Raw genomic sequence first — 26275 nt, 5'->3', positions numbered from 1 at the left:
CAAATTTATTATACAAACCACGTTTGAACATTTATGCAACCAAACTTACTACACTACGTCGATTACCTGGTATTCCTGGTATATTTCGTAATCGTGGCCGGCTACGGGTATTACATCTATCAGAAGAAAAAGAAGGCGACCACCGATTCCAAGGACTTCTTCCTGGCTGAAGGTTCCCTTACCTGGTGGGCTATCGGCGCCTCCCTGATTGCGTCCAATATCTCGGCGGAACAGTTCATCGGCATGTCGGGCTCCGGTTTCTCTATGGGCCTGGCTATCTCCACCTATGAATGGATGGCGGCAGCCACCCTGATTGTAGTGGCGGTGTTTTTCCTCCCCATTTACCTGAAAAACAAGATCTACACCATGCCCCAGTTCCTGGAGCGCCGGTACAACCAAACGGTAAGTACCATCATGGCGGTGTTCTGGTTGCTGTTGTATGTGGTGGTAAACCTCACGTCTATCCTGTACCTGGGGGCACTGGCGATCAACAAAATCTCCGGTATCGACTTTTATGTCTGCATGGTGGCGCTGTCCTTCTTTGCGGTGCTTATTACCCTGGGCGGCATGAAAGTGATCGGCTATACCGACGTAATACAGGTGTTTTTCCTGATCCTGGGCGGTCTGGCTACTACCTACCTGGCGTTGGACCTGGTGGCAAAACATTTCGGCGGCGGCGGCGTGATGCAGGGTTTCAGCCTGTTGCACCAGCATGCCGACGATCATTTCCACATGATCTTTAAAAAGACAGATGCACACTATCTCGACTTGCCGGGGTTAAGTATACTCGTAGGCGGTATGTGGATTGTGAACCTCAACTACTGGGGTTGTAACCAATATATCACGCAACGGGCACTGGGCGCCGATCTGAAAACGGCCCGCAGCGGTCTGCTGTTTGCCGGTTTCCTGAAGTTGCTCATGCCTATCATCGTGGTACTACCGGGTATTGCGGCTTATGTGCTGTACCAGCAGGGCCAGTTCCAGACAGAGATGATGCAGGGGGGCTCCCTGAACCCGGACAATGCTTATCCGGTGCTGCTCAACCTCCTGCCCGGTGGTCTGAAAGGACTGGCATTTGCCGCGCTGACTGCCGCTGTAGTGGCTTCTCTGGCTGGTAAAGCCAATAGTATTTCTACCATTTTTACGTTGGATATCTATAAGAAGATATATAACAAAGAGGCTGACGAAAAGAAAATCGTGAGCGTAGGCCGTACCACCGTGATTGTCGCCATGGTGCTCGCCATTATCCTGTCCAACTTCCTGGGCATCGATAAAAAAGGCGGTTTCCAGTTCATCCAGGAATATACCGGCTTCGTTTCTCCCGGTGTGTTTGCCATGTTCATCATGGGTTTCTTCTGGAAGCGTACCACCTCCAACGCCGCACTGTTTGCCATGATCGTTGGTTTACTGATGTCTTTTGTGCTGAAGTTCCTGCCGAACTGGGTAGACCTGCAGCCGCTCTACCAGTTTGGATGGGCCGCTCCCAACGCTGCCGGTGTTTATGAAATGGCCTTCATCGATCGTATGGGCGTTGTGTTCGTGATTTGTATAATAGGCATGATCATCATCTCCCTGGCAGATCCTGCAAGCAAAAACAATCCGAAAGGATTGCAAATAGACAGCAGCATGTTCAAAACAGCGATGCCGTTTACCATTGGCGCCCTGTTTATTATCGGTATCCTCATTGCATTGTATACCGTATATTGGTAATCGTGTATGTATTTTATTGGCTACGATATCGGCTCTTCTTCTATTAAAGCAGCCTTGCTGGACGCAGATACAGGCCGTTGCCTGGCAACGGCCGCCAGTCCCTCCCGCGAGATGCCTATCCGGGTGCCGCAGCCTGACTGGGCGGAGCAGGACCCGGAAAGCTGGTGGCAGGAGGTGGTGAACGCCACCGCACTCCTGCGCCGGCAACATCCTTTTGATCCCTCTGCGGTAAAAGGTATCGGTATCGCTTATCAGATGCATGGCCTGGTATGTGTTGATAAAAACAACCAGGTGCTGCGCCCTGCCATTATCTGGTGCGACAGCCGGGCGGTCGCCACCGGCAGGCAGGCGTTCACCGCACTCGGCGAACCTTATTGCCTGACGCACCTGCTCAATTCCCCCGGTAACTTCACCGCGTCCAAACTGCGATGGATACACGAAAACGAACCACAGATCTACGAACGTATTCATAAGGTGATGTTGCCCGGCGATTTTATCGCCCTGAAACTCACCGGGGAAGCCACTACCACCATCTCCGGCCTGTCGGAAGGTACCTTTTGGGACTTCCCCGCCAATACCGTCAGCACCGCCCTGCTGGATTATTACCAGATCGATCCGCAGCTGCTTTCCTCCATAGTGCCCACCTTCGGCCTTCAGGGACAGCTCACTGCCGCTGCTGCTGCTGCTTTGCAGCTGGCGCCCGGCACACCGGTCACCTACCGCGCCGGCGATCAACCCAACAACGCTTTTTCACTCAACGTACTGGAACCAGGTGAAGCGGCTACTACGGCCGGCACATCCGGCGTGGTATATGCCGTGCATGATCAACACACCTTCGACCGGGAAAGCCGGGTCAATACGTTTGTGCATGTGAACAACGATGCAGGGCATACCCGCGACGGTGTGCTCATGTGCCTCAATGGCACCGGCATCGCTCATTCCTGGCTGCGTAACCTGATCGGTGATATCAGCTACACGGATATGAACAGGGAAGCCGCACAGGCCCCCGCAGGCGCCGACGGACTGCTGGTGTTTCCTTTTGGCAACGGGGCAGAACGTATACTGGGCAACAAAAGTACCGGCGCCACCGTCAGCGGGCTGGACTTCAACCGCCATCAACGGGCACATATGTTGAGGGCTGTTCAGGAAGGCATCGTTTTCGGTCTCCGTTACGGCATGAATATCATGACAGACATGGGCCTGGATATACACCGCGTCAGGGCCGGACAGGCCAATATGTTCCTGAGCCCGCTCTTCCGTGAAGCATTAGCCAATACGGCCAATGTGGTGATTGAACTGTATAATACAGACGGCGCACAGGGCGCTGCCAGAGGCGCCGCTGTAGGAGCCGGATACCTGGAGTTGAAAACCGCTTTCCGGGGCATGGAATGCCTGGCAGTGATAGAACCGGATACGCAACAGTGTGAACGTTACGCAGAAGCTTACGGCCGGTGGCTCACCGGACTACGTTCTTTGCTGGCTAACGGTGATCAATAAACGATATTTTAAAATCCACTATTATGAGCATTACACTTGGAAACCACGAGTACTTCAAAGGCATCGGCGAGATTAAGTATGAAGGACCGGAATCCGACAATCCGCTGGCATACCGCTGGTACGATGAGAACCGTCTCATCGCCGGCAAAACCATGAAGGAGCTGTTCCGCTTTGCGGTGTGTTACTGGCATACCTTCTGTGGCACCGGCGGCGATCCTTTCGGTCCGGGTACCAAACATTTCCCCTGGATGGTGTCTGCTGATCCCATGCAAAGCGCGCTCGATAAAATGGACGCCGCTTTTGAGTTTATCACCAAACTGGGCCTGCCTTACTATTGTTTCCATGATGTAGACCTGGTGGATGAAGGCGCTACCATCGCCGAATACGAAAGCCGCATGCAGCAAATCGTTGACTATGCCAAACAAAAACAGGATGTCAGCGGCGTGAAATTGCTTTGGGGTACCGCTAATGTGTTTAGCCATCCCCGTTATATGAATGGCGCAGCCACCAATCCGGATTTTGCTGTGCTGGCCTATGCAGGTACCCAGGTGAAAAACGCGCTGGACGCCACTATCGCGCTGAACGGGGAAAATTACGTTTTCTGGGGCGGCCGCGAAGGTTATATGACGCTGCTCAATACCAACATGAAACGGGAACAGGAACACCTGGCCCGCTTCCTGTCCATCGCCCGCGATTATGCCCGGAAACAGGGCTTCAAAGGCACTTTCTTCATAGAACCTAAACCCTGCGAACCCACCAAACACCAGTACGACTACGACAGTGCTACGGTGATCGGTTTCCTGCGCCAATATGGTCTGGACAAGGATTTTAAACTGAATATTGAAGTCAACCACGCTACGCTGGCAGGCCACACCTTCCAGCATGAGCTGCAGGTAGCGGCGGATGCGGGTATGCTGGGCAGTATCGATGCCAACCGCGGCGATTACCAGAACGGTTGGGATACCGACCAGTTCCCCACCAACCTCAACGAACTGGTGGAGAGCATGCTCGTGATCCTCGAAGCCGGCGGCTTTGGCGGTGGCGGTGTGAACTTCGACGCTAAAACCCGCCGCAATTCCACCGACCTGGAAGACATCTTCCATGCGCATATCGGTGGTATCGATACGTTCGCAAGAGCGGCTATCATCGCAGAAAAAGTACTGACAAAAACAGCCTATAAAAAATTCCGCTCAGATCGCTACGCTTCCTTCGACGCAGGTAAAGGCAAAGCATTTGAAGAGGGGCAGCTTACCCTGGAAGACCTGCGCAATATTGCCGCTTCCAATGGCGAACCCCAACAGATCAGCGGCAAACAGGAATGGCTGGAAAATATTATCAACGGATGTATCTAATCACGCAAAGGCGCAAAGCAGCAAAGGAGCAAAGGTCAATCAATAAATACCTTTCTTTGCTCCTTTGCTGCTTTGCGCCTTTGCGTGAAAAAAACAATGAACAATGACAATCAACACTTTTCAGGAGGCCGGATTTGACACCATCGCCCTCACAGACGAACAAAGCGGTACCCAGGTGGAAATTGTGCCCGCCCACGGCGCACTGCTGCATGCTTTTAAAGTACAGCGCCAGGGACAGCTCATCAACCTGATAGACAGCTACAGCAGCCTGGAAGATCTCCGGGAAAACCTGCACATCAGCTTCAAAAGCGTAAAACTGAGTCCTTTTGCCTGCCGCATCAAGGATGCAGCCTATGAGTGGGAGGGTAACGCCTATAGCATCGAAAAAACCATTGCACCCGGTAACGCCATCCATGGCCTCCTGTACGATGCAAAATTCGTTGTAACAGAACAGCGGGCGTCCAACGGGGAAGCGACTGTTACGCTGTCCTATAGTTTTAAGGCGGAAGACACCGGTTATCCTTTCAGCTACGACTGCCACGCTACTTACACGCTCCGTCCGGGTAATGAGTTGCAGGTAACCACCAAAGTGGTCAACCGGAGTAACACCGCTATCCCGGTGATGGATGGCTGGCATCCTTATTTTACTACCGGTACCCCGGTAGATGAGCTGGTCCTCACTTTCACGGCCAAAGAAATGGTGGAGTTTGATGCGAAACTGATCCCTACCGGGAAAACATTGCCCTACACGGAATTTAACGCCGGCAAAAAACTGGCAGGCGTGGAACTGGATAATTCCTTTATACTGGATTTCACCCATCCCCAGCCGCTGGCATCGCTCTTTGATCCGGTAAAAAATATCAGGGTAGAATTTTTCCCTGGCAAACATTACCCGGTTTTACAGGTGTATATTCCGCCGCACCGCAACAGTGTTGCTGTGGAAAACCTCAGCGGGGCGCCCAATGCTTTTAATAACGGAATCGGGCTGGTCACGCTGGCCGCCGGCGAAAACCGGGTTTTTGATACCACGATAAAAATAACTGCATAATACCACATCCTCCGGCTCATCACCGGAGGATTTGTTTTTTTAACAACCGCCTCAATTTATTTAAATTGTGGGCTGGAATGGAGATGAACAATACACACACAGTATTGGTTGTTCAGGGAGAGGAAGGATAGTCAGGATCAAAAACAAGTACAATTTATGAAGGCTCACATGCGTATGCTGTTGCTGGGTTGCTTCGCCGGGATGTTATTCCCTTTCGCTGCAAAAGCACAGGTCATCGTAACCGGACAGATTTCGGACAGCAACAGACTGGTGCTGCCATACGCCACCATTACCAACCTGACCACAGGCAAACATGCCTTGTCGGACCAGGGCGGTTTTTACAAAATTGATGGTACCCGGAACGATAAAATCGTTTTCTCTTTTGTGGGATATCTGCCAGACACGGTAAAGGTGACACAAACGACCGGTACCCAAACCATCAACGTAAAACTGGTGGTGGCCAGCCGTTTTCTTAAAGGCGTAGAAATCTCTTCGCAGTATACCCCTTACCAGCTGGACTCTATCGAGCGCCGCCAGCAGTACGGCTACTTGCTGGACCTGCCCAATAAACCACTGGCAGGTGGCAGCACGCCGCAAGGCGCAGGTATCGTCTTTAGTCCGTTTACCCGCTATTCCAAAAGCGAAAAACAGAAAAGACAGTTCAAAAAGAATTACGAACAGATGGAGAAAGAGAAATACATCGATTCCCGCTTCACCCCGGTACTGGTGAGCCAGGTGACCGGATTAAAAGGCGATTCGCTCCAGTTATTTATGAGAGATAATTATCCGGACTACGAAACATTGCGGGCAATTGGTCATAACGACCTGCTGTACTGGATCACAGATAAATACAAAGCCTGGCAAAAGAAATAGCCAAATACCAAAATTTCAAAATACCAAAATGAAAAAGGGTGAAGAACAAGCCGAAGTCTTCACCCTTTTGATTTATGCTACTATGTGTTCAAACTTAGTTATACACCTTCACCATATATACAAACTCTTCCAGTTTCTTAATCTGATCTATCCTGTTTAGCCCTTCCAGATGGCTTTTGCGGGCTATTTCCTTCTTCATGCCTTTATCTTTCGGCATTTCATCGAGTAATCTTTTCAGGTGAGCTGATTTTACCGCGAAAGCAATACCATCGGAGGTCGTTTGTTTGCCGGTAACGATACCTACCACATCTCCCTGGGCATCCATCAGCGGAGCGCCGCTGTTGCCCGGGTTAACCGGGATAGACACCTGGTAGGCGGTGGTATCACCGTTGAAACCGGTTTTAGCGCTGATATAACCTTTGCCATAAACGATTTCATCGCGGGGGAAGCCCATGGTAAAGACTTCTTCGCCCAATTTTACGTTCTGTGGTTTCAGGGCGTAGGGCAGGGGCTGGCTTTTGAAGGTGGAATCTGCGATTTTCAGCACTGCCAGGTCGCTGGAGATGTCTTCAAAAACGCTGACCGCCTTAAATGCTTCCCCTTTATTATTCTGCACATATACCGAATCTGCGCCGGCTACTACATGATAGTTGGTTACGATATAACCATTGCCGGATACTGCGAAACCGGTGCCACCGTAGGTGCCGGGGTTAACCGGCGCCTTCTTTTTATTATTGATATCGTTGATGAGGGCATTCTGGGAGCGCTGGATATTGTTCAGCACCCTTCTGACGTCCTCGTATTGGGCGGTAGATTTGTTTTTGGCAGCGTTCTGCAATACAGCGATGGTGGACAGTGAAGTCACCAGGGCGATGCAGGCAGCGGCCGCCAGGTTGGTAATGGTACGGCGGCGGATAGATACCCTTTTAGCGGCCTGGTTTTCATCCTGGGCCTGTTTACGCAGGGTAGGCATATCCAACTGCTGGTGAAGATGATCCATTTTAGCCTGGAGCGACTGGCGCTGACCAAAATGTTGCAGCTGCTGCACAAAAAATTGATGCTCCTCTACCTGACGGTTGATTTGCGGATTGTTTTTACGCAGTTCATCGAAAACGGCTTTTTCCTGTCCGCTCATTTCCCCTTCCAGGTAACGCTCAATTTCACGTAGTAAATTCATGTCTTCTTTCATGGCCGTTGCTGCTTATAAGGATGTATTATACTGATCAAAAAATAACTTTTTCAGGCGCATCAGACACTTATATTTCTGGTTTTTGGCATTTTCGGCATTGGTATAACCGAATTTGTCTGCTATTTCCTGCATGGACTTCTTCTGTATATAATAATCTTCCAGAATAGTCTTGCAGGGTTCGCCAATGCTGCCCATGGCACTTTCCATGATACGAAACTGTTCGTCTTTGGTGCTGTGCTCGTCTACCACTTCCGTGGCCGGGATCGTTTCTTCCATTTCCGGCGGAATCGAGTAAAGCCCGTAGGTGCTTTGTACTTTTTTCAGCCAGATATGGCGGCAAACCGAATAAAGGAATGTTTTGAGCCGGCTGGTCAGGTTAAAATTACCTTCGCAGGCCTTTTCATATAGGATGATGATGGCTTCCTGGAAAACATCTTTAGCATCGTCTTCGCTGCCATTGTGTTGTAAAATCATGCGCAGCACTACCGGAAAATTCTCGGAATAGATGGTTTCCAATGACTTATCATCACTTCTTGCCAATCCCAGCAATAATTCCCTGTCTTTTGTTATGTCTTGATATTGCTTCACTCTTAATACTATTATTAGGCATTTGGTAACCCAAAGTACCGAAAAAAAAATTTTTTAAAAGTTTGGGTTACCTTTTGGGTGATCCGGGTATAAAGGGTAAATCATTCAAAAAACACCTTAAATTATTTGTACGATGAAGAACGTAATTAAACTCGGTTTCCTGGCTCTGTCTTTCGGTTTGTTCGCTGTAGCTTGCGGTGGTGGTGAAAAACCTGCTTCTGACTCTGCTGCTATCAACAACGCTGCTAACACTATTGATTCTGCTGCTGCAAAAGTTGACGCCGCTGCTGGTGCTGCTGCTAACACTATCGACTCTGCTGCTGCAAAAGTTGATTCTGCTGCTCATTCTGCTGCTGCAAAAGTTGACTCTGCTGTTAAACACTAATTAGCAATCTCTGATTAATTTTATACGGACCGCTATGGCATTGCCATAGCGGTCTTTTTTTGTCTCCTGTTTTGGGAGATGACCACCGTTTGCCTTTTTTTAATTTGATACCGGACTACCGGTTTAATATACACGACTGTTCTTATTTTTCTGCAATTTTAGATTTAATTCAATAAAAAGCACTGATTATTTAAAAAAATGTATTTTTTAAGTAACGTGCTTGGATAATTAAAATCGTGCTGTATTTTTGTAGCACGTTCAACAAAAGAATATGACCACACAAACGACTTTTGGATTTTTTGGCTTCTATTATTTCTGGTACCAGGAATAGGGAGGTCGTTTGTATAAAATAAAAGAAATTACAAAAGCCTCCCGCGAAAACGGGAGGCTTTTTAATTAATCAAATATTGTAATATGTCAAACCGCCGCTTTAGCACTTATTATTTTTATTACTTCTTTTTTGCGAAGAAGCCGGGGACTCGTTTGCAATAAACTTACTTTACATAAAAGGTAAAAAAGCAAAGGGTCCCGGAGACGGGGCCCTTTTTGTTTTAAATAGCTAGTTGCTACAGCAACTAAAACAATAAAAAAATCAACTCCATACACATGAAAATTGCCATACAAGGGTTTGAAGGTGCTTTCCACCAGATCGCTGCACAAAGTTTCTTCGGAAAACAAACCGAAATAGAAGCCTGTGCTACCTTTTCCGAACTGGTGCGGAAGGCGAAACAAGACCCCGGCGTGGATGCAGGTATCATGGCCATCGAAAATTCCATCGCAGGCAGCATTTTACCGAACTACAGCCTCCTTAAAAATTCCGGCCTGCACGTCATCGGCGAAGTATACCTGCAGATCAATCAGCATCTGATGGTACTGCCCGGTCAGCAACTGGAAGATATCCGGGAAGTACATTCCCATCCCATGGCACTTTTGCAGTGTATCGACTTCCTGGAGAAACACCCGCATATCAAACTGGTGGAAACGGAAGATACCGCCCTCAGCGCCAAACACGTTCGCCAGAAAAAACTGAAAAGCGTGGCTGCCATCGCAGGTAAACTGGCCGCTGAAATCTATGAACTGGATATCATTGCGCCCAATATCCAAACCAATAAAAACAACTATACCCGTTTCCTGGCGCTGTCCCGTACTCCTGTACCCACCGCCCCGGACGCCAATAAAGCCTCTGTTTATTTTCATACCAGCCACGATAGAGGTACCCTCGCCAAGGTACTCACCAAAATCGCGGATGCCGGTATCAACTTATCCAAGCTGCAGTCTTTTCCCATCCCGGCGAAAGAATGGAACTATTACTTCCACGCCGATATGGAATTCGATAACCCGGCACATTTCGAAAAAGCACTGGCCAAAATAGAGCCGCTGACCGAAAATCTGAAAGTGCTCGGCATCTACAGAAAAGGCAAAACACATTAATCAAGTCTTCAGAAATCAGGAATATGCAGATACAGGTTGCTAAAAGATTACAGGGAACAGAAGAATACTATTTCTCTAAAAAACTGCGGGAAATAGAGGAAATGAACCAAACCACGCCTAAAGTGATTAATCTGGGTATCGGAAGCCCGGATCTGCCACCACACCCGTCTGTGGTAGCAGCCCTCCACGAACAGGCCGCCCTGCCCAATACCCACGCATACCAGGGCTATAAAGGTATCCCGGCCCTGCGTAAGGCAATGGCCGACTGGTATCAGCACTACTACCAGGTTACGCTGAACCCCGATACGGAAGTGCTGCCCCTCATCGGTTCCAAAGAAGGTATCATGCACATCTGTATGACCTACCTCCAGGCCGGCGATGAAGCACTGATCCCTAACCCGGGTTACCCTACCTACCGCTCGGCTGTCAACCTCAGCGGCGCCACAGTAGTGGATTACGACCTGGTAGCGGAAAACGGCTGGCTCCCTGATCTGGACGCCCTGGCAAAAAAAGACCTGAGCAAAGTGAAAATCATGTGGGTCAACTACCCGCATATGCCCACCGGCGCTAAGGTGAACAAGGAATTTGCGGCTAAGCTCATTGCTTTTGCCAAACAGCATAATATCCTGATCTGCCACGATAACCCGTACAGCTTCATCCTCAACGAACAGCCCGAAAGCCTGTTGCAGTTTGAAGGAGCGAAAGACGTGGTACTGGAACTCAACTCCCTCAGCAAATCCTCCAATATGGCCGGCTGGCGCGTTGGAATGCTGGTTGGTAAAGCCGAATGGATCGCCGACGTGCTCCGCTTTAAAAGTAATATGGACTCCGGTATGTTCCAGCCCCTGCAAATGGCCGCTGTAAAAGCGCTGCAACTGGGAAAGGAATGGTACGATGAGCTCAATAAAATATACCGCGGCCGCCGCGAAAAAGTATTCCAGCTGCTGGACCTGCTGCAATGCACCTACGATAAAAACCAGGTAGGCATGTTCGTTTGGGCCAGCATCCCGGCGACTTACGATAACGGCTACACGCTCAGCGATGAGGTATTGCAGAAAGCACGGGTGTTTATTACCCCCGGCGGCATTTTCGGAAGTAACGGTAACGGCTATATCCGGGTTAGCCTCTGTCAGGATGAGAAGGTTTTCCAGGAAGCGATTGACCGCATAAAATCAGCGATAAAATGATTGCAACGATAATAGGAACAGGCTTAATAGGCGGCTCGATGGCCATCACCCTCCGGGAAAAAGGAGTGGCGGAGAAGATCATCGGGGTAGACCAGCAGGAGGAACACCTGCACCGGGCAAAAGAGCTCAACATCATCGATGAAGGCATGCCGCTCGATCAGGCAATGGAATGCTCCGACCTGGTGATACTCGCCATCCCGGTAGATGCCGTACTGCAGGTTCTGCCCACACTGATGGATAAAGTACGCCCCGGACAAGTGATCATGGACGTAGGTTCTACCAAACAAAAAATATTGCAACTCGTTGCCGGTCATCCCAACCGCGGCCGTTTTGTGGCGGCACACCCGATGGCCGGCACCGAGTATTCCGGCCCTGATGCCGCTATACGCAACCTCTTCACCCACAAAACCATGGTGCTCTGCGATGTGAAAAACAGCGATGAAGACGCTCTGGAAATGGTAGAAGAAATGGTAGACAAACTACAGATGCGCACCGTGTATATGAATGGGGAAGAACATGATCTGCACACGGCTTATGTGTCGCATATCTCCCACATCACCTCTTTTGCGCTGGCACTCACCGTACTCAAAAAAGAGAAAGAATCCGGCCGCATCTTTGAACTGGCCAGCGGTGGTTTTGAGTCTACCGTTCGCCTCGCCAAAAGCTCGCCGGATATGTGGGTGCCCATCTTCAAACACAACCGCAGCAACGTACTCGATGTGCTCGATGAACACATCCATCAGCTGCAACAAATGAAATCACTGCTGGAAGAAGAAGACTACGACACCTTCTACAAGCTGATTCAGAAATCAAACAAAATCAGGAAAATCCTGAAATAAACATAAATTCTAACAATCTACTTAACTTCAATACTTATGGTACAGACAATGGAAGAAATATTATCCAAAACCAAATTCTCAGATCCTTCCTCTGACAAAAAGCCGCTGATCATCTCCGGCCCCTGCAGCGCTGAAACGGAAGAGCAGGTATTAGCTACCGCGCTGGCATTACAAAAAACCGGTAAAGTAGACGTACTGCGCGCCGGTATCTGGAAACCGCGTACCCGTCCGGGTTCCTTTGAAGGCATTGGCACCAAAGGCCTGGCCTGGCTGCAGAAAGCCCGCGAACTCACCGGCCTGCCGCTGGCAGTAGAAGTAGCTACCGCTAAACAAGTGGAAGATGCACTGCACTTTGGTGTGGATATCCTGTGGGTAGGAGCCCGAACCACAGTAAATCCTTTCTCTGTACAGGAAGTAGCAGATGCGCTGAAAGGTGTGGACACTACCGTGCTGATCAAAAACCCGATCAATCCTGATCTGGAACTGTGGATCGGTGCTGTGGAAAGAATCCAGAAAGCAGGCATCAGCAAAGTGGGTCTTATCCACCGCGGCTTCTCCAGCTACGGTAATACCCAATACCGCAATGCACCCATGTGGCACCTGGCTATCGAGCTGAAACGCCGTATGCCTGAACTGCCTATGATCTGCGATCCAAGCCACATCTCCGGCCGCCGCGATATCCTGCAGGAAGTTTCCCAGGAAGCGATCGACCTGGATTACGATGGTCTGATGCTCGAAACACACGTAGACCCGGACAACGCCTGGAGCGATGCCAAACAACAGGTAACCCCTGAAAAACTGGCTGAACTGCTCGATGGTATCGTTTGGAGAAGAGAACATACTGATAAAAAAGACTTCAACACTGCCCTGGAAAAACTGCGTGCGCAGATCAACCAGGTAGATGATGAAATCATGCTGCTGCTCGGCAACCGTATGAAAATCGCTGAGAAAATCGGTATGTACAAAAAAGAAAATAACATCACCATCCTGCAAACCAACCGCTGGAACGAAATCCTGGACCGTAACATCGCTAAAGGCGAGAAACTGGGCCTGACAAAGGAATTCATCCTGAAATATTTCGATGCGGTACACCTGGAATCCATCAACCGCCAGAACAGGGTGATGAACGAAGAAAAATAACAGCATCATTTACTGATCGCTAAAATCAATGAATGAAAAAGCTAACCAATAATTTTCAGCAGCAGGCCACTACCTATTTCATGGGAGAAAGCCTGCTGCAGTTGGGAAACCATGTAGACAAACACCGCGCTGTACTGGTGATCGATGAAAACGTGGAAAGGCTCCACGGCCATCATCTGCACGATTGGAAAAAGATCGTGGTACCTGCCGGTGAAGAAGAAAAAAACATGGCTACCGTGGAAAAAGTCATCGATGGACTGATTGCCCACGAGGCTGACCGCAAAACCACGCTGGTAGGTATCGGTGGCGGTATGATCACAGACGTGGCCGGTTTTGCAGCCAGCATTTATATGAGAGGTATCCCTTTCGGTTTTGTGCCTTCCACCCTGCTGGCACAGGTAGATGCTTCCATTGGCGGTAAAAATGGCGTCAGCCACGGCAAACATAAAAACCTGCTCGGTACCATCCGGCAGCCGGAATTCATCCTCTTCGACTATGCCCTGCCCCTGACCATGCCTGCGGAGGAATGGCACAACGGTTTCGCGGAAATCATCAAATACGCCTGTATCATGGATGCGGAACTGTTTGACTACCTCGAAGTAAACCGGGAAAAGGCCCTGGCAAGAGATGTGGCGGTACTGGAATACCTGGTGGAAAAATCTGTGGCCGCCAAAACCAAAGTGGTGCTGGAAGATGAATTTGAAAACGGGCCGCGTCGCTGGCTCAATTTCGGTCATACCCTGGGCCACGCGGTGGAAAAACTGGAACACATCGCACACGGTAAAGCGGTGGCTATCGGTATGGTGGCAGCTGCCCGCTTCTCCGAAAAACTGATAGACTTCCCCAACGAACAAACCCTGCGGCTGATAAAACTGATCAGTGATTACCAGCTGCCGGTAGCTTTCAATTCCGATAAAGACGCAGTGTTTGATATCTTCAAGCTGGACAAAAAGCGGGAAAAAAACGCCATCCATTTTGTGCTGCTGGAAAAAATAGGAAAGGCCACTACTATGCCGGTTCCTATCACAGACCTGCAATTGCTGATGCAGGAATTGTAATTATTTTCTAAACATCTAAAGGCGGACGACATATATATGCAAGTTACTGTATCACCCGGCATCGTTAAAGGCTCTGTTACGGCCAACCCTTCCAAAAGCGCTATGCAACGCGCGGTAGCCGCTGCGCTGCTGGCAAAGGGCACCTCGGTTATCCGTAACCCCGGCCTGAGCAACGATTGCCTGGCGGCACTCGAGGTCGCTGAAAACCTCGGTGCCAGAATAAAAAGGGGAGAAGATCATTTTGAAATCACCAGCCATGGTGTAAAACCATTCTATGATGAAATCAACTGCGGAGAATCCGGCCTCGGTATCCGTATGTTTACACCCATCGCTGCGCTGGCTTCTATTCCGATCACCATCGCAGGACACGGCAGTCTCACCACCCGCCCTATGCATTTCTTTGAAGAAGTGCTGCCACAGCTGGAGGTGAAATGCAGTACCCAGGATGGTAAACTGCCCCTGCATATACAGGGCCCGCTGCAACCGAAAAATATTACCATCGACGGCTCTCTCAGTTCTCAGTTCCTCACCGGCCTGCTCATGGCCTATGGCGATGCGGCGGAAGATGTAACCATCACCGTAAAAGATCTTAAAAGTAAACCCTACATTGCGTTGACCCTGCAATTGATGGAACACTTCGGGGTAAAGGTGGAAGAGCAAAATTTTGAACAGTTCCGCTTTGGTAAAAAACAGTCCTATAACGCCACCGACTATACGGTAGAAGGCGACTGGAGTGGCGCCGCTTTCCTGCTGGTAGCCGCTGCAGTGGCCGGTAAAGCGGAGGTACAGCACCTCAATACCTCCTCCGCCCAGTCCGACAAAGCTATCCTGGAAGCCCTGGAAAAAGCAGGCGCGCATATTATGCCAGGAGTGTTCACTGTCAACATACAGAAAAATGAGCTCCATGCTTTTGAAATAGATGCTACCGACTGTCCGGACCTGTTTCCGCCGCTGGTAGCGCTGGCTGCTAACTGTAACGGTACTACGAAAATTAAAGGCGTGAGCCGTCTCGCGCACAAGGAGAGTGACCGTGGACTTACCTTACAGCAGGAATTCGGTAAAATGGGCATCCGTATAGACCTGGAAGGAGACATCATGCTGGTGCATGGTGGTACCGGCATCAAAGGCGCATCCGTACATTCCCATAACGACCACCGTATTGCCATGGCCTGCGCCGTAGCAGCGCTCACGGCAGACGGACCGGTAGTGATCGAAAACGCGGAAGCGGTGAATAAGTCGTATCCTGAATTCTACGACCACCTGCAGCTGCTGGGCGGGCAAATAGCCGTCGCAGCCAACAGCTAAGGCATCCCTTTTATTCAATTTTAAATCATCAGTGTGTGAACAGTTTTGGCAGATTATTCAGGGTAAATGTTTTCGGTGAATCCCACGGCGCCAGCGTTGGTGTTAATATCGACGGGATACCGGCAGGGATACCACTTAAACAGGAAGACTTTTTGCCCGACCTGGAACGCCGTAAAGGCGGTTCCAGAGGCACTACTCCCCGCAAGGAAGAGGACCTGCCCTTTATCAAGTCAGGCGTATTCAACGATCATACTACCGGTGCTCCGGTCACCATTCTCTTTGAGAACAACAATACCCGCAGTACCGATTATGAGAAACTGCGCGAATTCCCAAGGCCCGGCCACGCTGATTTTGTGGCTACCCAAAAATTCGGTGGCTTTGAAGATTATCGCGGTGGCGGCCATTTCAGCGGCAGGCTAACGCTCAACCTGGTAGCTGCCGGCGTCATCGCCAAAAAGATCCTGGGTGACAGCATTCAGGTGAAAGCGGTGATTACGGAAGTAGGCGGATATACCAACCCCGAAGAAGGCCTGGAAGCAGCGATTGCAGCCAAAGACTCTGTAGGTGGCATCGTGGAATGTGTAGTGGAGGGGCTGCCTATCGGCCTCGGTGAACCTTTCTTTGATTCCCTGGAATCAAACCTGGCCCACGCTGTATTTGCCATCCCTGCGGTAAAAGGTATCGAATTCGGCGCCGGTTTCGCCGCAGCGAAAATGAAAGGACTGGAACACAACGATCCTATCCTGGATAAAACCGGCAAAACAGCTACTAATAACGCCGGTGGCGTAGTTGGAGGTATCACCAACGGCAACCCGCTGGTATTCCGCATCGCGGTAAAACCTACTTCCAGCACACCGAAAGAACAACAAACGCTGAACATCGCCAGCGGACAGGTGGAAACCTTCAGCGTAAAAGGCCGTCACGACCTGTGTATCGCCCTGCGCGTACCGGTGGTACTGGAAGCGGTGACAGCCATGGTACTGGCAGATTTTATGCTGCTGGAACAATTCCGTCCAAGGGTTATAAACCGCCCGTAAACAATAGGCTTTAGTAGAAAAGAAGCATAAAAAGAATCCCGTTTGATCTTGTATCAAACGGGATTCTTTTTATACAAATCTGTTATTCGCTTTCATCTTCGCAAATCAGCACTAATCAGTGCATTATTTAACGATCTCCAGCAACTCCACATCAAATACCAGTGCAGCGCCCGGACCGATCTTCGCACCGGCGCCACGGTCACCGTAAGCCAGGTCGGAAGGAATAAAAAGGCGCCATTTGGAACCTACCGGCATCAGCTGCAGGGCTTCTGTCCAGCCTTTGATAACACCGCTCACCGGGAAGGAAATCGGCTCACCTCTTTCTACGGAGCTGTCAAACACAGTACCGTCAATGAGCGTACCATGGTAATGGGTTTTTACTTTATCGTTGATCGTAGGCTTAGGACCGTTACCTTCTTTCAGGATCTGGTACTGAAGACCACTGGGCAGCGCTACCACGCCCGGTTTGCTTTTGTTTTCCGCCAGGAATTTATCGCTGGCTTCTTTGTTTTTGGCAACTTTTTCTGCTTTCAGTTGCTGCAGGTAATTACTGATGCTCATCTCACTCTGTTCTTTAGATAATGTTAATGTTTTATTGGTCAACATATCCTGTATTGCTTTGGCCAGCAGGGTTGTGTTGACATTGTTCAATCCCTGGGCTTTCAGGCTTTCGGCAATATTAACACCGATACCATAGCTGACGGAGTCAATTTTGTTTTTCAATGCACCTGGTTTCGCGGCGGTATGGGATACCGGCTTGGCTTTGGCGGCAGGCTTGGCCTGGCTGAATCCTTGCAGGGCGAATAAGCCCAGAATGCCGGTGAAAATGTATTTTTTGTACATAAATTTGTGATTGTCAATAACTTTGAAACAAATAAGGTTTTGGTAAAGCCCCCGCAAGTTAAGGAATTAACTATATAGAAGCGCTGTTGCCCTGGTACAACAAAAGGGCATCCTGCTTTGTTGGCGTAAAAATAAAACCTGTAAGTTAACCGTTCAGGCGTCTATGAGAACAAAAGTTTTAATAATGGTGGCAGTACTGTTGACCGGCAGGCTGCAGGCACAGGACTCAACAGACCTATGGTCAAAGGCAAAAGCCAATCCCAATCTGGGCAGACAGAAATATATAGAACTCAAGCTGCATACGGGCAGCCACTTGTATAACGGCGAAGAAATGTCCAACATACTGGAACACGGCTATGAGTCCGTTGAACTCAGAATGGGCTGGATGTCTACCGGTAAGCAGGAATGGCAGCGGGTGTTGAATTACCCCAGTTATGGTATCGGCTTTTATACGGGTAATATCGGTGACGCTACAGTATTGGGTAACCCCAGCGGTATATATGGCTTCTTTTATGCTCCCTTTAACCGCCGGAAGAGGCACCATTTTGAAGCCGGCCTTTCACTGGGCTTCACCTACGATCTGAAGGCCTATAACAAGGAAACCAACCCGCTCAATGATGCTATCAGCTCCAAAGTAGATGTGTACTTCAATGTGGGAGTGAGTGGAATATGGCGTTTGTCTGAATTATTCGACTTTGTATACGGGCTGGATCTCACCCATTTTTCCAACGGCCGTACCCATACGCCTAATCTGGGTCTCAATATGCCTGGTGTTCATGCCGGCCTGCGGGTGCATTATAACACAATTCGCAATATTGTACAGCAACAGATAGACCCGCATTACGTAGCGCATATACGGCCTACGTTTATTGACAGCCCGCGTACGAAAGTAAAACATAAACAGGACTGGAGCATTTACGGTGCATTCGGCGTAGTGCAGGCAGACAGCCGTTATGGGGTAGATGCTTTTTATGGCACTGCGTCCGCCGTACTCGACTGGAGTTACCAGTACAGTCATGTATGCAGCTTTGGCGCCGGTGTAGACGGTTTCTACGATGGTTCCCTGGGCCTGATTTATGACCGGAAATATGGTAAATCTTCCACTTTCGATAGAATGCTGTTAGGCGCCCATATTGGCCACACCCTGCATTTACAGCGCTTTGATCTCATTACCCAGGCGGGTACCTATCTGTGGCGCCGCGATGGAGAGAAAGGGGATTGGTTCCTGCGGGTGGCACTGAGGTATAATGTCAGCAAATATGGATTTTTACAGATAGGTCTTAAAACACAAAATGGAGCGGCCGCGGATTGGATTGAGTGGGGAGGCGGCGGGAAACTCTGATAGCCATGATGGCTTGTGTTATAAAAAAAATACCGCTTGTGTTGTCAAGCGGTATTTTTTTTATGCTGATAAATAACATTACTGTGAAATGGGCAGTATTACCTTGGAGGCGTGGGTAGCATCGTGGTAAATTTTGATATCTGCCTTTTTGAAATCCTTGTCAGTGGCTTTGTAGATATCCATGAACTGTTGTGGGTTGCGGTCAGCCAGCGGGAACCAGCTGCTCTGTATCTGGATCATGATACGGTGGCCTTTCTGGAAGGAATGTGCTACGTCCGGCAGGGTAAATTTCACTGCAGTAGGCTGACCCGGAACAAAGGCTTCGGGTTTTTCAAAGCTGTTGCGGAACTTACCACGCATGATCTCACCACGCACCAGCATCTGGTAGCCTCCCATGGGATAAGTAGAAGACGGTACACGACGGTGCTCGGACGGTGCATCTTCTTCATATTTAAAATCGTTCGGGAACACGTCTATCAGTTTTACCACGAAGTCGGCATCGGTACCGGTCGTGCTGGCCACGATATCGGCGATAACCGGACCGGCCAGGGTAATGTCTTTGTCCAGTACATCGGATTCAAATACTACTACATCCGGGCGACGGGAAGCAAAACGCTGGTCATCGGTCATATAGCTGATAGTACGGCTGAAGTGTACGTCTTCCGTATATGGTACCGGTTTGGACGGATCGCTGATATATTCGCTGAAGCTGTTGCTCACAGTCGGTTGCGTGAAGGCCAGTTTACCATCGGGCTGCAGGAATAACGGTTGTTCCTTCATATCTGCCGGAGGCCATTGAGCCAGCTTTTTCCATTCGTTTTTACCGGTAAAGAAGATGGTCGCTTCTGCGATATCAGCTCCTTGTCCTTTTCCTTTCAGGTAGTAGTTAAAGAAAGGGACTTCGAGGTTGTTGGCGTAGTATTCGGAAGTGTTGCTGCCAAAACGTACGTTGCCGAGGTGGGTACCGTCGTTGGAAGACCATTGGCCATGATACCACGGACCCATCACGATACGGTTGTTCGTTTTAGGGCTTTGGGATTCGATGGCTTTGTAGGTCTGCCACGCGCCGAAGCAGTCTTCGGCGTCAAATACGCCACCTACGACCAGCATCACCGGTTTTACGTTCTTCAGGTAGTTGCGGACGTTACGCGCCTGCCAGAAGCTGTCGTAGGTAGGATGTGCATACATCTCATGCCAGAAGGTCACGCTATCACCGATAATTTTGGAGAAATTAGGTAATGCGCCTGTCTCCAGGTAGTATTTGTAGTTATCGTGGGTGTAATATTCGATGCCTTTAGGTCCTACCTTGGTAGGCTTAGGGTGCGGGTGGTCAAATACGGTGTAGAAAGAGAATGCGTCAGACAGCATAAAAGCGCCGTTGTGGTGGAAGTCGTCGCCGATGAACCAATCGGTTACCGGAGCCTGGGGACTCACGGCTTTCAGCGCCGGATGACCGCTCAGTGCGCCCATCGTGGAGTAAAAGCCAGGATAGGAGGTGCCGAAGATGCCCACATTACCATTGTTACCGGCGAGGTTCTTTACCAGCCAGTCAATGGTGTCGTAGGTATCGCTGGCTTCGTCGATGTCATTCTTGCCTTTTTTATTGGGGTTAAAAGGACGAACGTTCACGAACTTACCTTCACTCATCCAGGTGCCTCTAACATCCTGGATCACCATGATATAACCTTCCTTAAGGTATTGGAGATGATGGTTTTTGTACAGCGGTCGGAAATTGGTTTCCCCATAAGGTGCGCAGGAATAGGGCGTACGGGTCATCAGGATAGGATGTTTCTCTGACTGGTCCTTCGGCAGATAAATAGACGTAAACAGTTTTACGCCATCCCGCATGGGGATATACACTTCTTTTTTAGTGTAGTGGGTATACATCCAGAGGGAGTCCTGGTTAACAGCTTTAGTAACAGCTGGAAAGACGAACAGCGCGGCACAGGCCAGCAGCAGCCATTTTCTCATAAACGGTTTGTTTTAGACGGGGGCTAAAGTAGCAAAAAATTCAGGTAATATGGCCGCAGAAATGGGCGAACGGTTATTCCGCCAGCTTTTCCCGCACTTTTTTAGGCAAACTGGCCACTACCAGGTCGTAGGAATTTTTGATCCATTCCTTTAACAGCTTATTGGGAATGTTGGACTGAGTTTCCACTGTATTCCAGTGTTTTTTATTCATATGCCAGCCGGGTGTAACAGCGTCGTAACGTTCGCGTAGCTCTACAGCCTCATCCGGATCACATTTCAGGTTAACGCTGGTAAATTCTTCCAGGTCGGTAAGGGCAAACATTTTGCCGCCAACTTTATATACAAGGGTATTTTCGCCGAAAGGAAATTCTTCCGTAACACCCGGAAGAGAAAGGCAGTATTCGCGGTATTGTTCGATGTCCATGAGTGAGGAGAGTTTGGACAACAAATATAAAAAAAAGTGAGTGCCGTACGGCACTCACTTTTAGTATAGAGAGCGGTGGTTTTACGCTCACATATTTACTTACCCGCAAAAAAATCAATGCTGTATACGTACGTATTTGAACTTGGCGGAAGTAACATACACCACGGATCCGTTGGTGGCTGTGGCTTTTTGTGCCAACAGCAAACCAGTTTGTTGATCATAGGTGTTTTCAAAATTATAGATCGTTCCCCCGCGTTCAAAGTAGGTGAGGTTATGCTCACTGGGTAATACCTGATAGCTGGTCAGCTCAGAGTAGAAGTGAACATAGGGATTGTTTTTGTAGATAGCATAAAAGGGATTAGGGCCTTTGTCATACTTATACGTATACGTGTTTCCCTGTTGTGGATCATGGGTTTTAGGACCGGTGTATGCATATTGTTTGATGACATCCTTGCCTTCATAGGTATACTCAAAATATCGTACTATACCCGGGGCGAAAAGGGAGTCTTTGGAACCGATCAGTGTTGCTTGTCCCTGGCTGTTGAACTCATATACCCAGTTACGGTCACCACCGGTAGCGCCGGCAGATTGCTCCAATACAGCCACCTTTCCATCTTTCCAGGTAGGAGTACCCACAGCCGTTGCGGCGCCTTTAAACATGGTGGTAGTTTTGGACACCTTGCCGGCATCATCATACGTGAGATGATAACTGGTGGTAAACTCCGGCCCCCTGTCTTTTTGTGGTATGTATATGGTGATGAGTTGTTGTTTGTTGTTATAGACGAAACTATCAGTTTTGGTGGTATTATCGGCGGTAGTCGTGATGGTTTCTATCAGATAGGTAACGGGGCCGGTGGGCTCTGGCGGTTTAACGTCATTGTCTTTTTTGCTACAGGCAGTGGCGAGTAATAAAAATGCCGCTGCAGCACAGGTATAACGTTGAAAAGCATTGGTTGTCTTCATTACAGAAAAGTAGTTAACTGGTTATAAAATGAGCAATGATTGTTGGCATTATGGTTTCACGATCCGGTACCGGTAACTGATGGTGGTGCCGGAGGCGAGTCGTTGTTCTAATGGGTACAGCATGGTATCGGGTCTGAAATAGGTGACGGGAATATTGGTGGCGGTAGCCGTGGCAGTTGCATACAGGATATTGTTTACAGCGTGTTCGCTGGCAAGGAAGGGAAAACCTTTCCAGTTGCTGTTTTGCAAATCGGCGGTAACCATCCGGCACAACAAAGGGTTTTTGGACAGATGGCGGTACAACGGATTTAGCGGAGTGCCATAGGTCATATCATATTGGTAGGCTTCGGTGTTGGGTGGAAGATTGGTTTGTTCCACATAGTTGACTGCATGGTAAGTCTGAATATCCTGTTGCTGGTAAGTATACTCCTCGTAACTCATCATTCTGCCAAAAAAGAATGGCAGCGTGTCTTTATAACCAACCAGCGACAACTGGCGATTGTTATTCAACAGCAAATAGCTGGTATCATAACCAGATATTTCCTGCCCCAAATTCCGGTAATAGGTGGTATAGATCATCAGTTTACCGGGTGTCCATGCCACTAAATCCTGTTGGGACAAGCTTTTGATCGTATTGTCGTTTTCGTTATAGTACCGGACCGTTTTCAGATAGCCGTCATCGTAATACGTGAAAGCGGCATAGTTCTGCCATTGCCGGTAGGTAGTGTTATAATCCCAGCGTTGGATAAGTTGTTGTTGGTCGTTATACACGAAACTGTCTTTGGGCGTACCGTTGATACAAATGGAAGTTACCAGGTAACCATCCGGTGCCGGGGCTGGTGGTGGCCCGGAGGGCGCTACATGTTCTTTTTTGCATTGGCAGGAGGGGGCCAGCAGATAAAGAACAGCGAACAGACAAAGCCAATAATATCGTTGCCGGTATAACATGCGGATGAATAAGGAACTGTAAAATAATGATTAATAGTCATATTAGCCCGCAACTATTGGTGCTTGATAACCCGGTACCGGTAACTGATGATATCGGATCCGATCAATTGGTCCTGTGGATATGCTGAGGAAGCAAAAGGTGTGTACGTAACGGGAATAGTGGCGTGGTCGCCGTTAGCCTCTTCATACCGGAAACTGGTGACCAGATGTTCGCTGGCGAGGTAAGGGTAACCTTTCCATTTGTTTTGCAGGTCGGCGGTGACGATCTGCAGCAGCAACGGATTTTTGCTGAGGTAGGGATACAGCGGATTGGGCTGGTTCCCGTAGGTCATGGTATAACGGTATTCTTCAAATATCAGGGGAGCACCGGTAACGTTCATGTAGTTATGTGCGGTAAACTGCCCCACATCCTGCTGTTGGTAGGCATATTCCTTGAACGCTACCATGTTGCCGTAAATGCCGATGTTGAAGACAAAGGTGTCTTTCGAACCGGAGAGGGTAAATTGTTTATTGGCATTTACCAGCAGGGTGGTGGTATCGTATCCTGAAATGGCCTGTCCCAATTCCCGGTAGCGGGTGGTGTAGACGAGCAGTTTACCGGTATTCCAGGAGAGCTGGTCCTGCTGACTCAGGCTTTTCTCCGTATTGTCGTTTTCGTTATAGTAGCGGGCTGTTTTCACATAGCCGTCGGCGTTATAATCGAAAGTGATGTAGTTCTGCCATTGCCGGTAGGTGGTGTTATAGTCCCAATGTTGGATGAGCTGTTGCTGGTCGTTGTATACGAAACTGTCTTTGGGTACGTGATTGAGGCTGATGGAGGTGACCAGGTAAACATCCTGCGGTGGCGGCGGTGGTTCCGGCGGATTAATATGTTCTTTTTTACATTGGCAGGAAGGCGCCAGTATCCACAGTGTGGCCAGCAGGTATAATAAACCGTATTTTCTGAGGTATGGCATACGAGGGGCGGAATGAAGCCATCCTAAGATAAACATTAAGGGCCATATTTAATAGCGGGAGGTAGATAAGTTGAAGTATATACCGGTACGATGGAACTGGTCACCGTACCGGTTTTAGATGTAGGTTAAAGCTATTTTTTGTTGATGGAAATAATTACCCGGGAATAGCGGGCATAGGTAATTTCCACTTCCTGACCGGCACGGTACCCTTCGAGGGCTCCTCTCATCCAGTAAAACAGGCGTTTTTTCTTGTTCTCCAGCATAATCATGATATTGGTCTGTGTATCGTTGTTCTCCAGGTATACAGCTTCCATGGGCGCCTGCAGCGTTGCTTTTTGCAGGGCTACCAGGTCTTTCTTCAATGCCCAGTAACGGATATCAGTCACTTTGATCAACGCAAAAACCAGGGCCACCAGAAAACAGATCATCCATACCCAAAACCAAATGTTCTTATAGGAAAACAGCGATTGGTCAGCATCTCCCTTCGTGTGTTGTGTGTACAGGTAAATCTGCGGGATGATGGCCGCTACCAGCAACACAATAAAACTGATTAAAGCAAATTTCCCTAACTGCTGTTTGTTCCGCTTCAGTGCTTGTTGTAGTAAAAAGTTTTCCTCGGTAGTAATAAAGGTGTAGTCGGACATAGTTCGATGGTTTTTCAGTTGGCTAATATATAGATAAACAATTAATTAATTAAATTTATATATATAATATTTTAATTAATGATTGTGATTTTGCTGATATTTTAGCGAGATGATAATTTTTGAGACAAAATATTATCATATATGATAAATCTTACATTAACGTTTATATAATTCCACACGCCGCCGGAAATGAAATAAGTTTTCTAATTTGCGCGTTTTTAGCCCATCCTTTATTTATTCCCCATCAAACAACAAGATCAATAAACTAAAACAACGATAGTGAAGCGGATTCTCATCTTATTGGCAGCAGCACTCCTCAGCATCCACAGCGTGTATGCACAGGATACGGCTCAACAGGTGGTGGAAGGTCGGAAAAACAGCGCCTCCCAGCAAACAAAACCTTATGTGATCATGATCTCCATCGACGGTTTCCGTTATGATTACGCAGAAAAATACCATGCACAAAACCTGCTCCGCCTCTCCGGTGAAGGCGTTAGGGCTACGGCTATGCAACCATCTTTCCCTACGCTTACTTTCCCAAACCACTATACACTGGCTACGGGTATGTACCCTGCCCACCATGGCCTGGTAGATAACACGTTCTACGACCGTAAACGTGACGCTGTTTATAAAGTGCATAACCGCGATGCTGTGGAAGATGGCACCTGGTACAACGGTGTGCCATTATGGGTACTGGCGGAAAAACAACAGATGGTAAGCGCCAGCTATTTCTGGGTGGGCTCTGAAAGCGCGATACAAAATATCCGCCCTTCCTATTACTTCAAATACCAGGAGAAAACAGGTATCGATCAGCGTATTCAACAGGTAGTAAACTGGCTGCAGCTCCCGGTAGAACAACGGCCTCACCTCATTACGTTCTATTTCCCGGAAGTAGACCATATGGGCCATCGCTACGGCCCTGAAAGCGACAGTGTAAGAAGTGCGGTGCAGTTCGTGGATGCTGCCATCGGCCGCATGCAGGCGGCAGTGAATAAACTGAACCTGCCGGTCAACTTTATCGTCGTTTCAGACCACGGTATGCTGAAGGTGGATACGGAACGTACCCTGTCACTGCCCGACAGCCCGGTGTTACAGCCACTGCGTAAAGTGCCGGGCAATGAAAAAATAATGCTCTATAGCAATAATGAAGCGGAGATAAAAGCGGCATACGATTTCCTCAAACAACACGAAAATCACTTTACAGTGTACCTGAAAAAGGAGACACCGGAAAGATGGCACTACGGCCAGGAAGATATTTATAACCGTATCGGGGATATTGTGGTAGTGGCAGAAGCGAACTACGCTTTCGAAGAGGCCAATAAAAAAATGCATCCCGGTCATCATGGTTTTGATAACAACCTCACAGAAATGAATGCGACCTTCATGGCCTGGGGGCCCGCTTTCAAAGCCAATACACGCATCGCTACTTTTGAAAACGTGCATGTATATCCGTTAGTTGCCCGTATTCTCGGTCTGGATATCACCCAACCGATAGATGGCAAAATAGAAGTGCTGGAACCCATACTCAATCAGCAATAGAAACAT

24 protein-coding genes are annotated in these 26275 nt (G+C 48.8%); 15 read left to right on the top strand and 9 right to left on the bottom strand.

The features are described 5' to 3' along the window. The first annotated feature begins 33 nt into the window (after positions 1-33). From ICL07_RS19075 to ICL07_RS19055, 5 genes are all read left to right on the top strand, one after another. Entirely contained in the window at positions 34-1710 is a 1677-nt protein-coding gene (locus ICL07_RS19075) for a sodium/sugar symporter (RefSeq protein ID WP_188089611.1), read from the top strand. A 6-nt stretch (positions 1711-1716) separates the two neighbouring features. Beyond that, entirely contained in the window at positions 1717-3207 is a 1491-nt protein-coding gene (locus ICL07_RS19070; protein ID WP_188089610.1) for a xylulokinase, read from the top strand. A gap of 23 nt (positions 3208-3230) precedes the next feature. Continuing rightward, entirely contained in the window at positions 3231-4559 is a 1329-nt protein-coding gene (gene xylA, locus ICL07_RS19065) for a xylose isomerase (protein WP_188089609.1), read from the top strand. Positions 4560-4662: 103 nt separating this feature from the next. Continuing rightward, positions 4663-5607, top strand: a complete 945-nt coding sequence (locus ICL07_RS19060; protein WP_188089608.1) for an aldose 1-epimerase — start codon at positions 4663-4665, stop codon at positions 5605-5607. Between the two features lie 156 nt (positions 5608-5763). Beyond that, the gene (locus ICL07_RS19055) at positions 5764-6480 is read left to right on the top strand and encodes a carboxypeptidase-like regulatory domain-containing protein (RefSeq protein ID WP_188089607.1); all 717 of its coding nucleotides are present in this window, start codon (positions 5764-5766) and stop codon (positions 6478-6480) included. Positions 6481-6574: 94 nt separating this feature from the next. Here the strand turns inward: ICL07_RS19055 and ICL07_RS19050 are convergent, their stop codons facing one another. Beyond that, positions 6575-7657: a S1C family serine protease gene (locus tag ICL07_RS19050; RefSeq protein ID WP_188089606.1), complete on the bottom strand. Its 1083-nt coding sequence runs from the start codon at positions 7655-7657 to the stop codon at positions 6575-6577. A 24-nt stretch (positions 7658-7681) separates the two neighbouring features. Continuing rightward, positions 7682-8257, bottom strand: a complete 576-nt coding sequence (locus ICL07_RS19045) for a sigma-70 family RNA polymerase sigma factor (protein WP_188089605.1) — start codon at positions 8255-8257, stop codon at positions 7682-7684. A 133-nt stretch (positions 8258-8390) separates the two neighbouring features. Here ICL07_RS19045 and ICL07_RS19040 point away from each other — a divergent pair, with 133 nt between their 5' ends. The 8 genes from ICL07_RS19040 to ICL07_RS19010 all read left to right on the top strand — a co-directional run bounded on the left by ICL07_RS19040 (position 8391) and on the right by ICL07_RS19010 (position 16639). Beyond that, on the top strand, positions 8391-8642 hold the full coding sequence (locus ICL07_RS19040) for a hypothetical protein (RefSeq protein ID WP_188089604.1): 252 nt from the start codon (positions 8391-8393) through the stop codon (positions 8640-8642). A gap of 606 nt (positions 8643-9248) precedes the next feature. Continuing rightward, a complete protein-coding gene (locus ICL07_RS19035) occupies positions 9249-10073 on the top strand; it encodes a prephenate dehydratase (protein ID WP_188089603.1) in 825 nt (274 codons plus the stop codon). Positions 10074-10096: 23 nt separating this feature from the next. Continuing rightward, positions 10097-11260 (top strand): pyridoxal phosphate-dependent aminotransferase, encoded by a 1164-nt coding sequence (locus ICL07_RS19030; RefSeq protein WP_188089602.1) that lies wholly within the window; start codon positions 10097-10099, stop codon positions 11258-11260. Next, entirely contained in the window at positions 11257-12099 is an 843-nt protein-coding gene (locus tag ICL07_RS32320; RefSeq protein ID WP_223151994.1) for a prephenate dehydrogenase, read from the top strand. The genes ICL07_RS19030 and ICL07_RS32320 overlap by 4 nt, the downstream gene beginning before the upstream one ends. Positions 12100-12135: 36 nt before the next feature. After that, complete coding sequence (locus ICL07_RS32315) at positions 12136-13239, top strand: chorismate mutase (protein ID WP_235021448.1); 1104 nt, start codon at positions 12136-12138, stop codon at positions 13237-13239. Between the two features lie 32 nt (positions 13240-13271). After that, a complete protein-coding gene (aroB, locus tag ICL07_RS19020) occupies positions 13272-14297 on the top strand; it encodes a 3-dehydroquinate synthase (protein ID WP_188089601.1) in 1026 nt (341 codons plus the stop codon). Positions 14298-14333: 36 nt separating this feature from the next. After that, positions 14334-15602, top strand: a complete 1269-nt coding sequence (aroA, locus tag ICL07_RS19015; protein WP_188089600.1) for a 3-phosphoshikimate 1-carboxyvinyltransferase — start codon at positions 14334-14336, stop codon at positions 15600-15602. Positions 15603-15637: 35 nt separating this feature from the next. Next, positions 15638-16639: a chorismate synthase gene (locus ICL07_RS19010; protein WP_188089599.1), complete on the top strand. Its 1002-nt coding sequence runs from the start codon at positions 15638-15640 to the stop codon at positions 16637-16639. Positions 16640-16762: 123 nt separating this feature from the next. On the opposite strand, the gene bamJ is transcribed toward ICL07_RS19010, so the two are convergent. After that, a complete protein-coding gene (gene bamJ, locus ICL07_RS19005; protein WP_188089598.1) occupies positions 16763-17482 on the bottom strand; it encodes a BamJ family beta-barrel-assembly machinery protein in 720 nt (239 codons plus the stop codon). Between the two features lie 163 nt (positions 17483-17645). Between bamJ and ICL07_RS19000 the strand changes: the two genes are divergently transcribed. Further along, entirely contained in the window at positions 17646-18824 is a 1179-nt protein-coding gene (locus ICL07_RS19000; protein ID WP_188089597.1) for an acyloxyacyl hydrolase, read from the top strand. Positions 18825-18902: 78 nt separating this feature from the next. On the opposite strand, the gene ICL07_RS18995 is transcribed toward ICL07_RS19000, so the two are convergent. The 6 genes from ICL07_RS18995 to ICL07_RS18970 all read right to left on the bottom strand — a co-directional run bounded on the left by ICL07_RS18995 (position 18903) and on the right by ICL07_RS18970 (position 24730). Then, entirely contained in the window at positions 18903-20795 is a 1893-nt protein-coding gene (locus ICL07_RS18995; protein WP_188089596.1) for a CocE/NonD family hydrolase, read from the bottom strand. Positions 20796-20868: 73 nt separating this feature from the next. Then, positions 20869-21219, bottom strand: a complete 351-nt coding sequence (locus ICL07_RS18990) for an MmcQ/YjbR family DNA-binding protein (protein WP_188089595.1) — start codon at positions 21217-21219, stop codon at positions 20869-20871. Positions 21220-21333: 114 nt separating this feature from the next. Continuing rightward, a complete protein-coding gene (locus ICL07_RS18985) occupies positions 21334-22182 on the bottom strand; it encodes a hypothetical protein (protein WP_188089594.1) in 849 nt (282 codons plus the stop codon). Between the two features lie 48 nt (positions 22183-22230). Then, positions 22231-23130, bottom strand: coding sequence for a hypothetical protein (locus ICL07_RS18980; RefSeq protein WP_188089593.1), 900 nt, complete (start codon positions 23128-23130; stop codon positions 22231-22233). A 53-nt stretch (positions 23131-23183) separates the two neighbouring features. After that, positions 23184-24086, bottom strand: coding sequence for a hypothetical protein (locus ICL07_RS18975; protein ID WP_188089592.1), 903 nt, complete (start codon positions 24084-24086; stop codon positions 23184-23186). A gap of 131 nt (positions 24087-24217) precedes the next feature. After that, complete coding sequence (locus tag ICL07_RS18970) at positions 24218-24730, bottom strand: hypothetical protein (RefSeq protein ID WP_188089591.1); 513 nt, start codon at positions 24728-24730, stop codon at positions 24218-24220. Positions 24731-25009: 279 nt separating this feature from the next. On the opposite strand from ICL07_RS18970, the gene ICL07_RS18965 reads away from it, so the two are divergent. Beyond that, positions 25010-26269, top strand: coding sequence for an alkaline phosphatase family protein (locus ICL07_RS18965; RefSeq protein WP_223151992.1), 1260 nt, complete (start codon positions 25010-25012; stop codon positions 26267-26269). The last annotated feature ends 6 nt before the right edge of the window (positions 26270-26275 follow it).

The sequence above is a fragment of the Chitinophaga qingshengii genome, from assembly GCF_014529935.1.
Classification (GTDB): domain Bacteria; phylum Bacteroidota; class Bacteroidia; order Chitinophagales; family Chitinophagaceae; genus Chitinophaga; species Chitinophaga qingshengii.
This window is presented reverse-complemented; position numbering and strand designations above follow the sequence as displayed.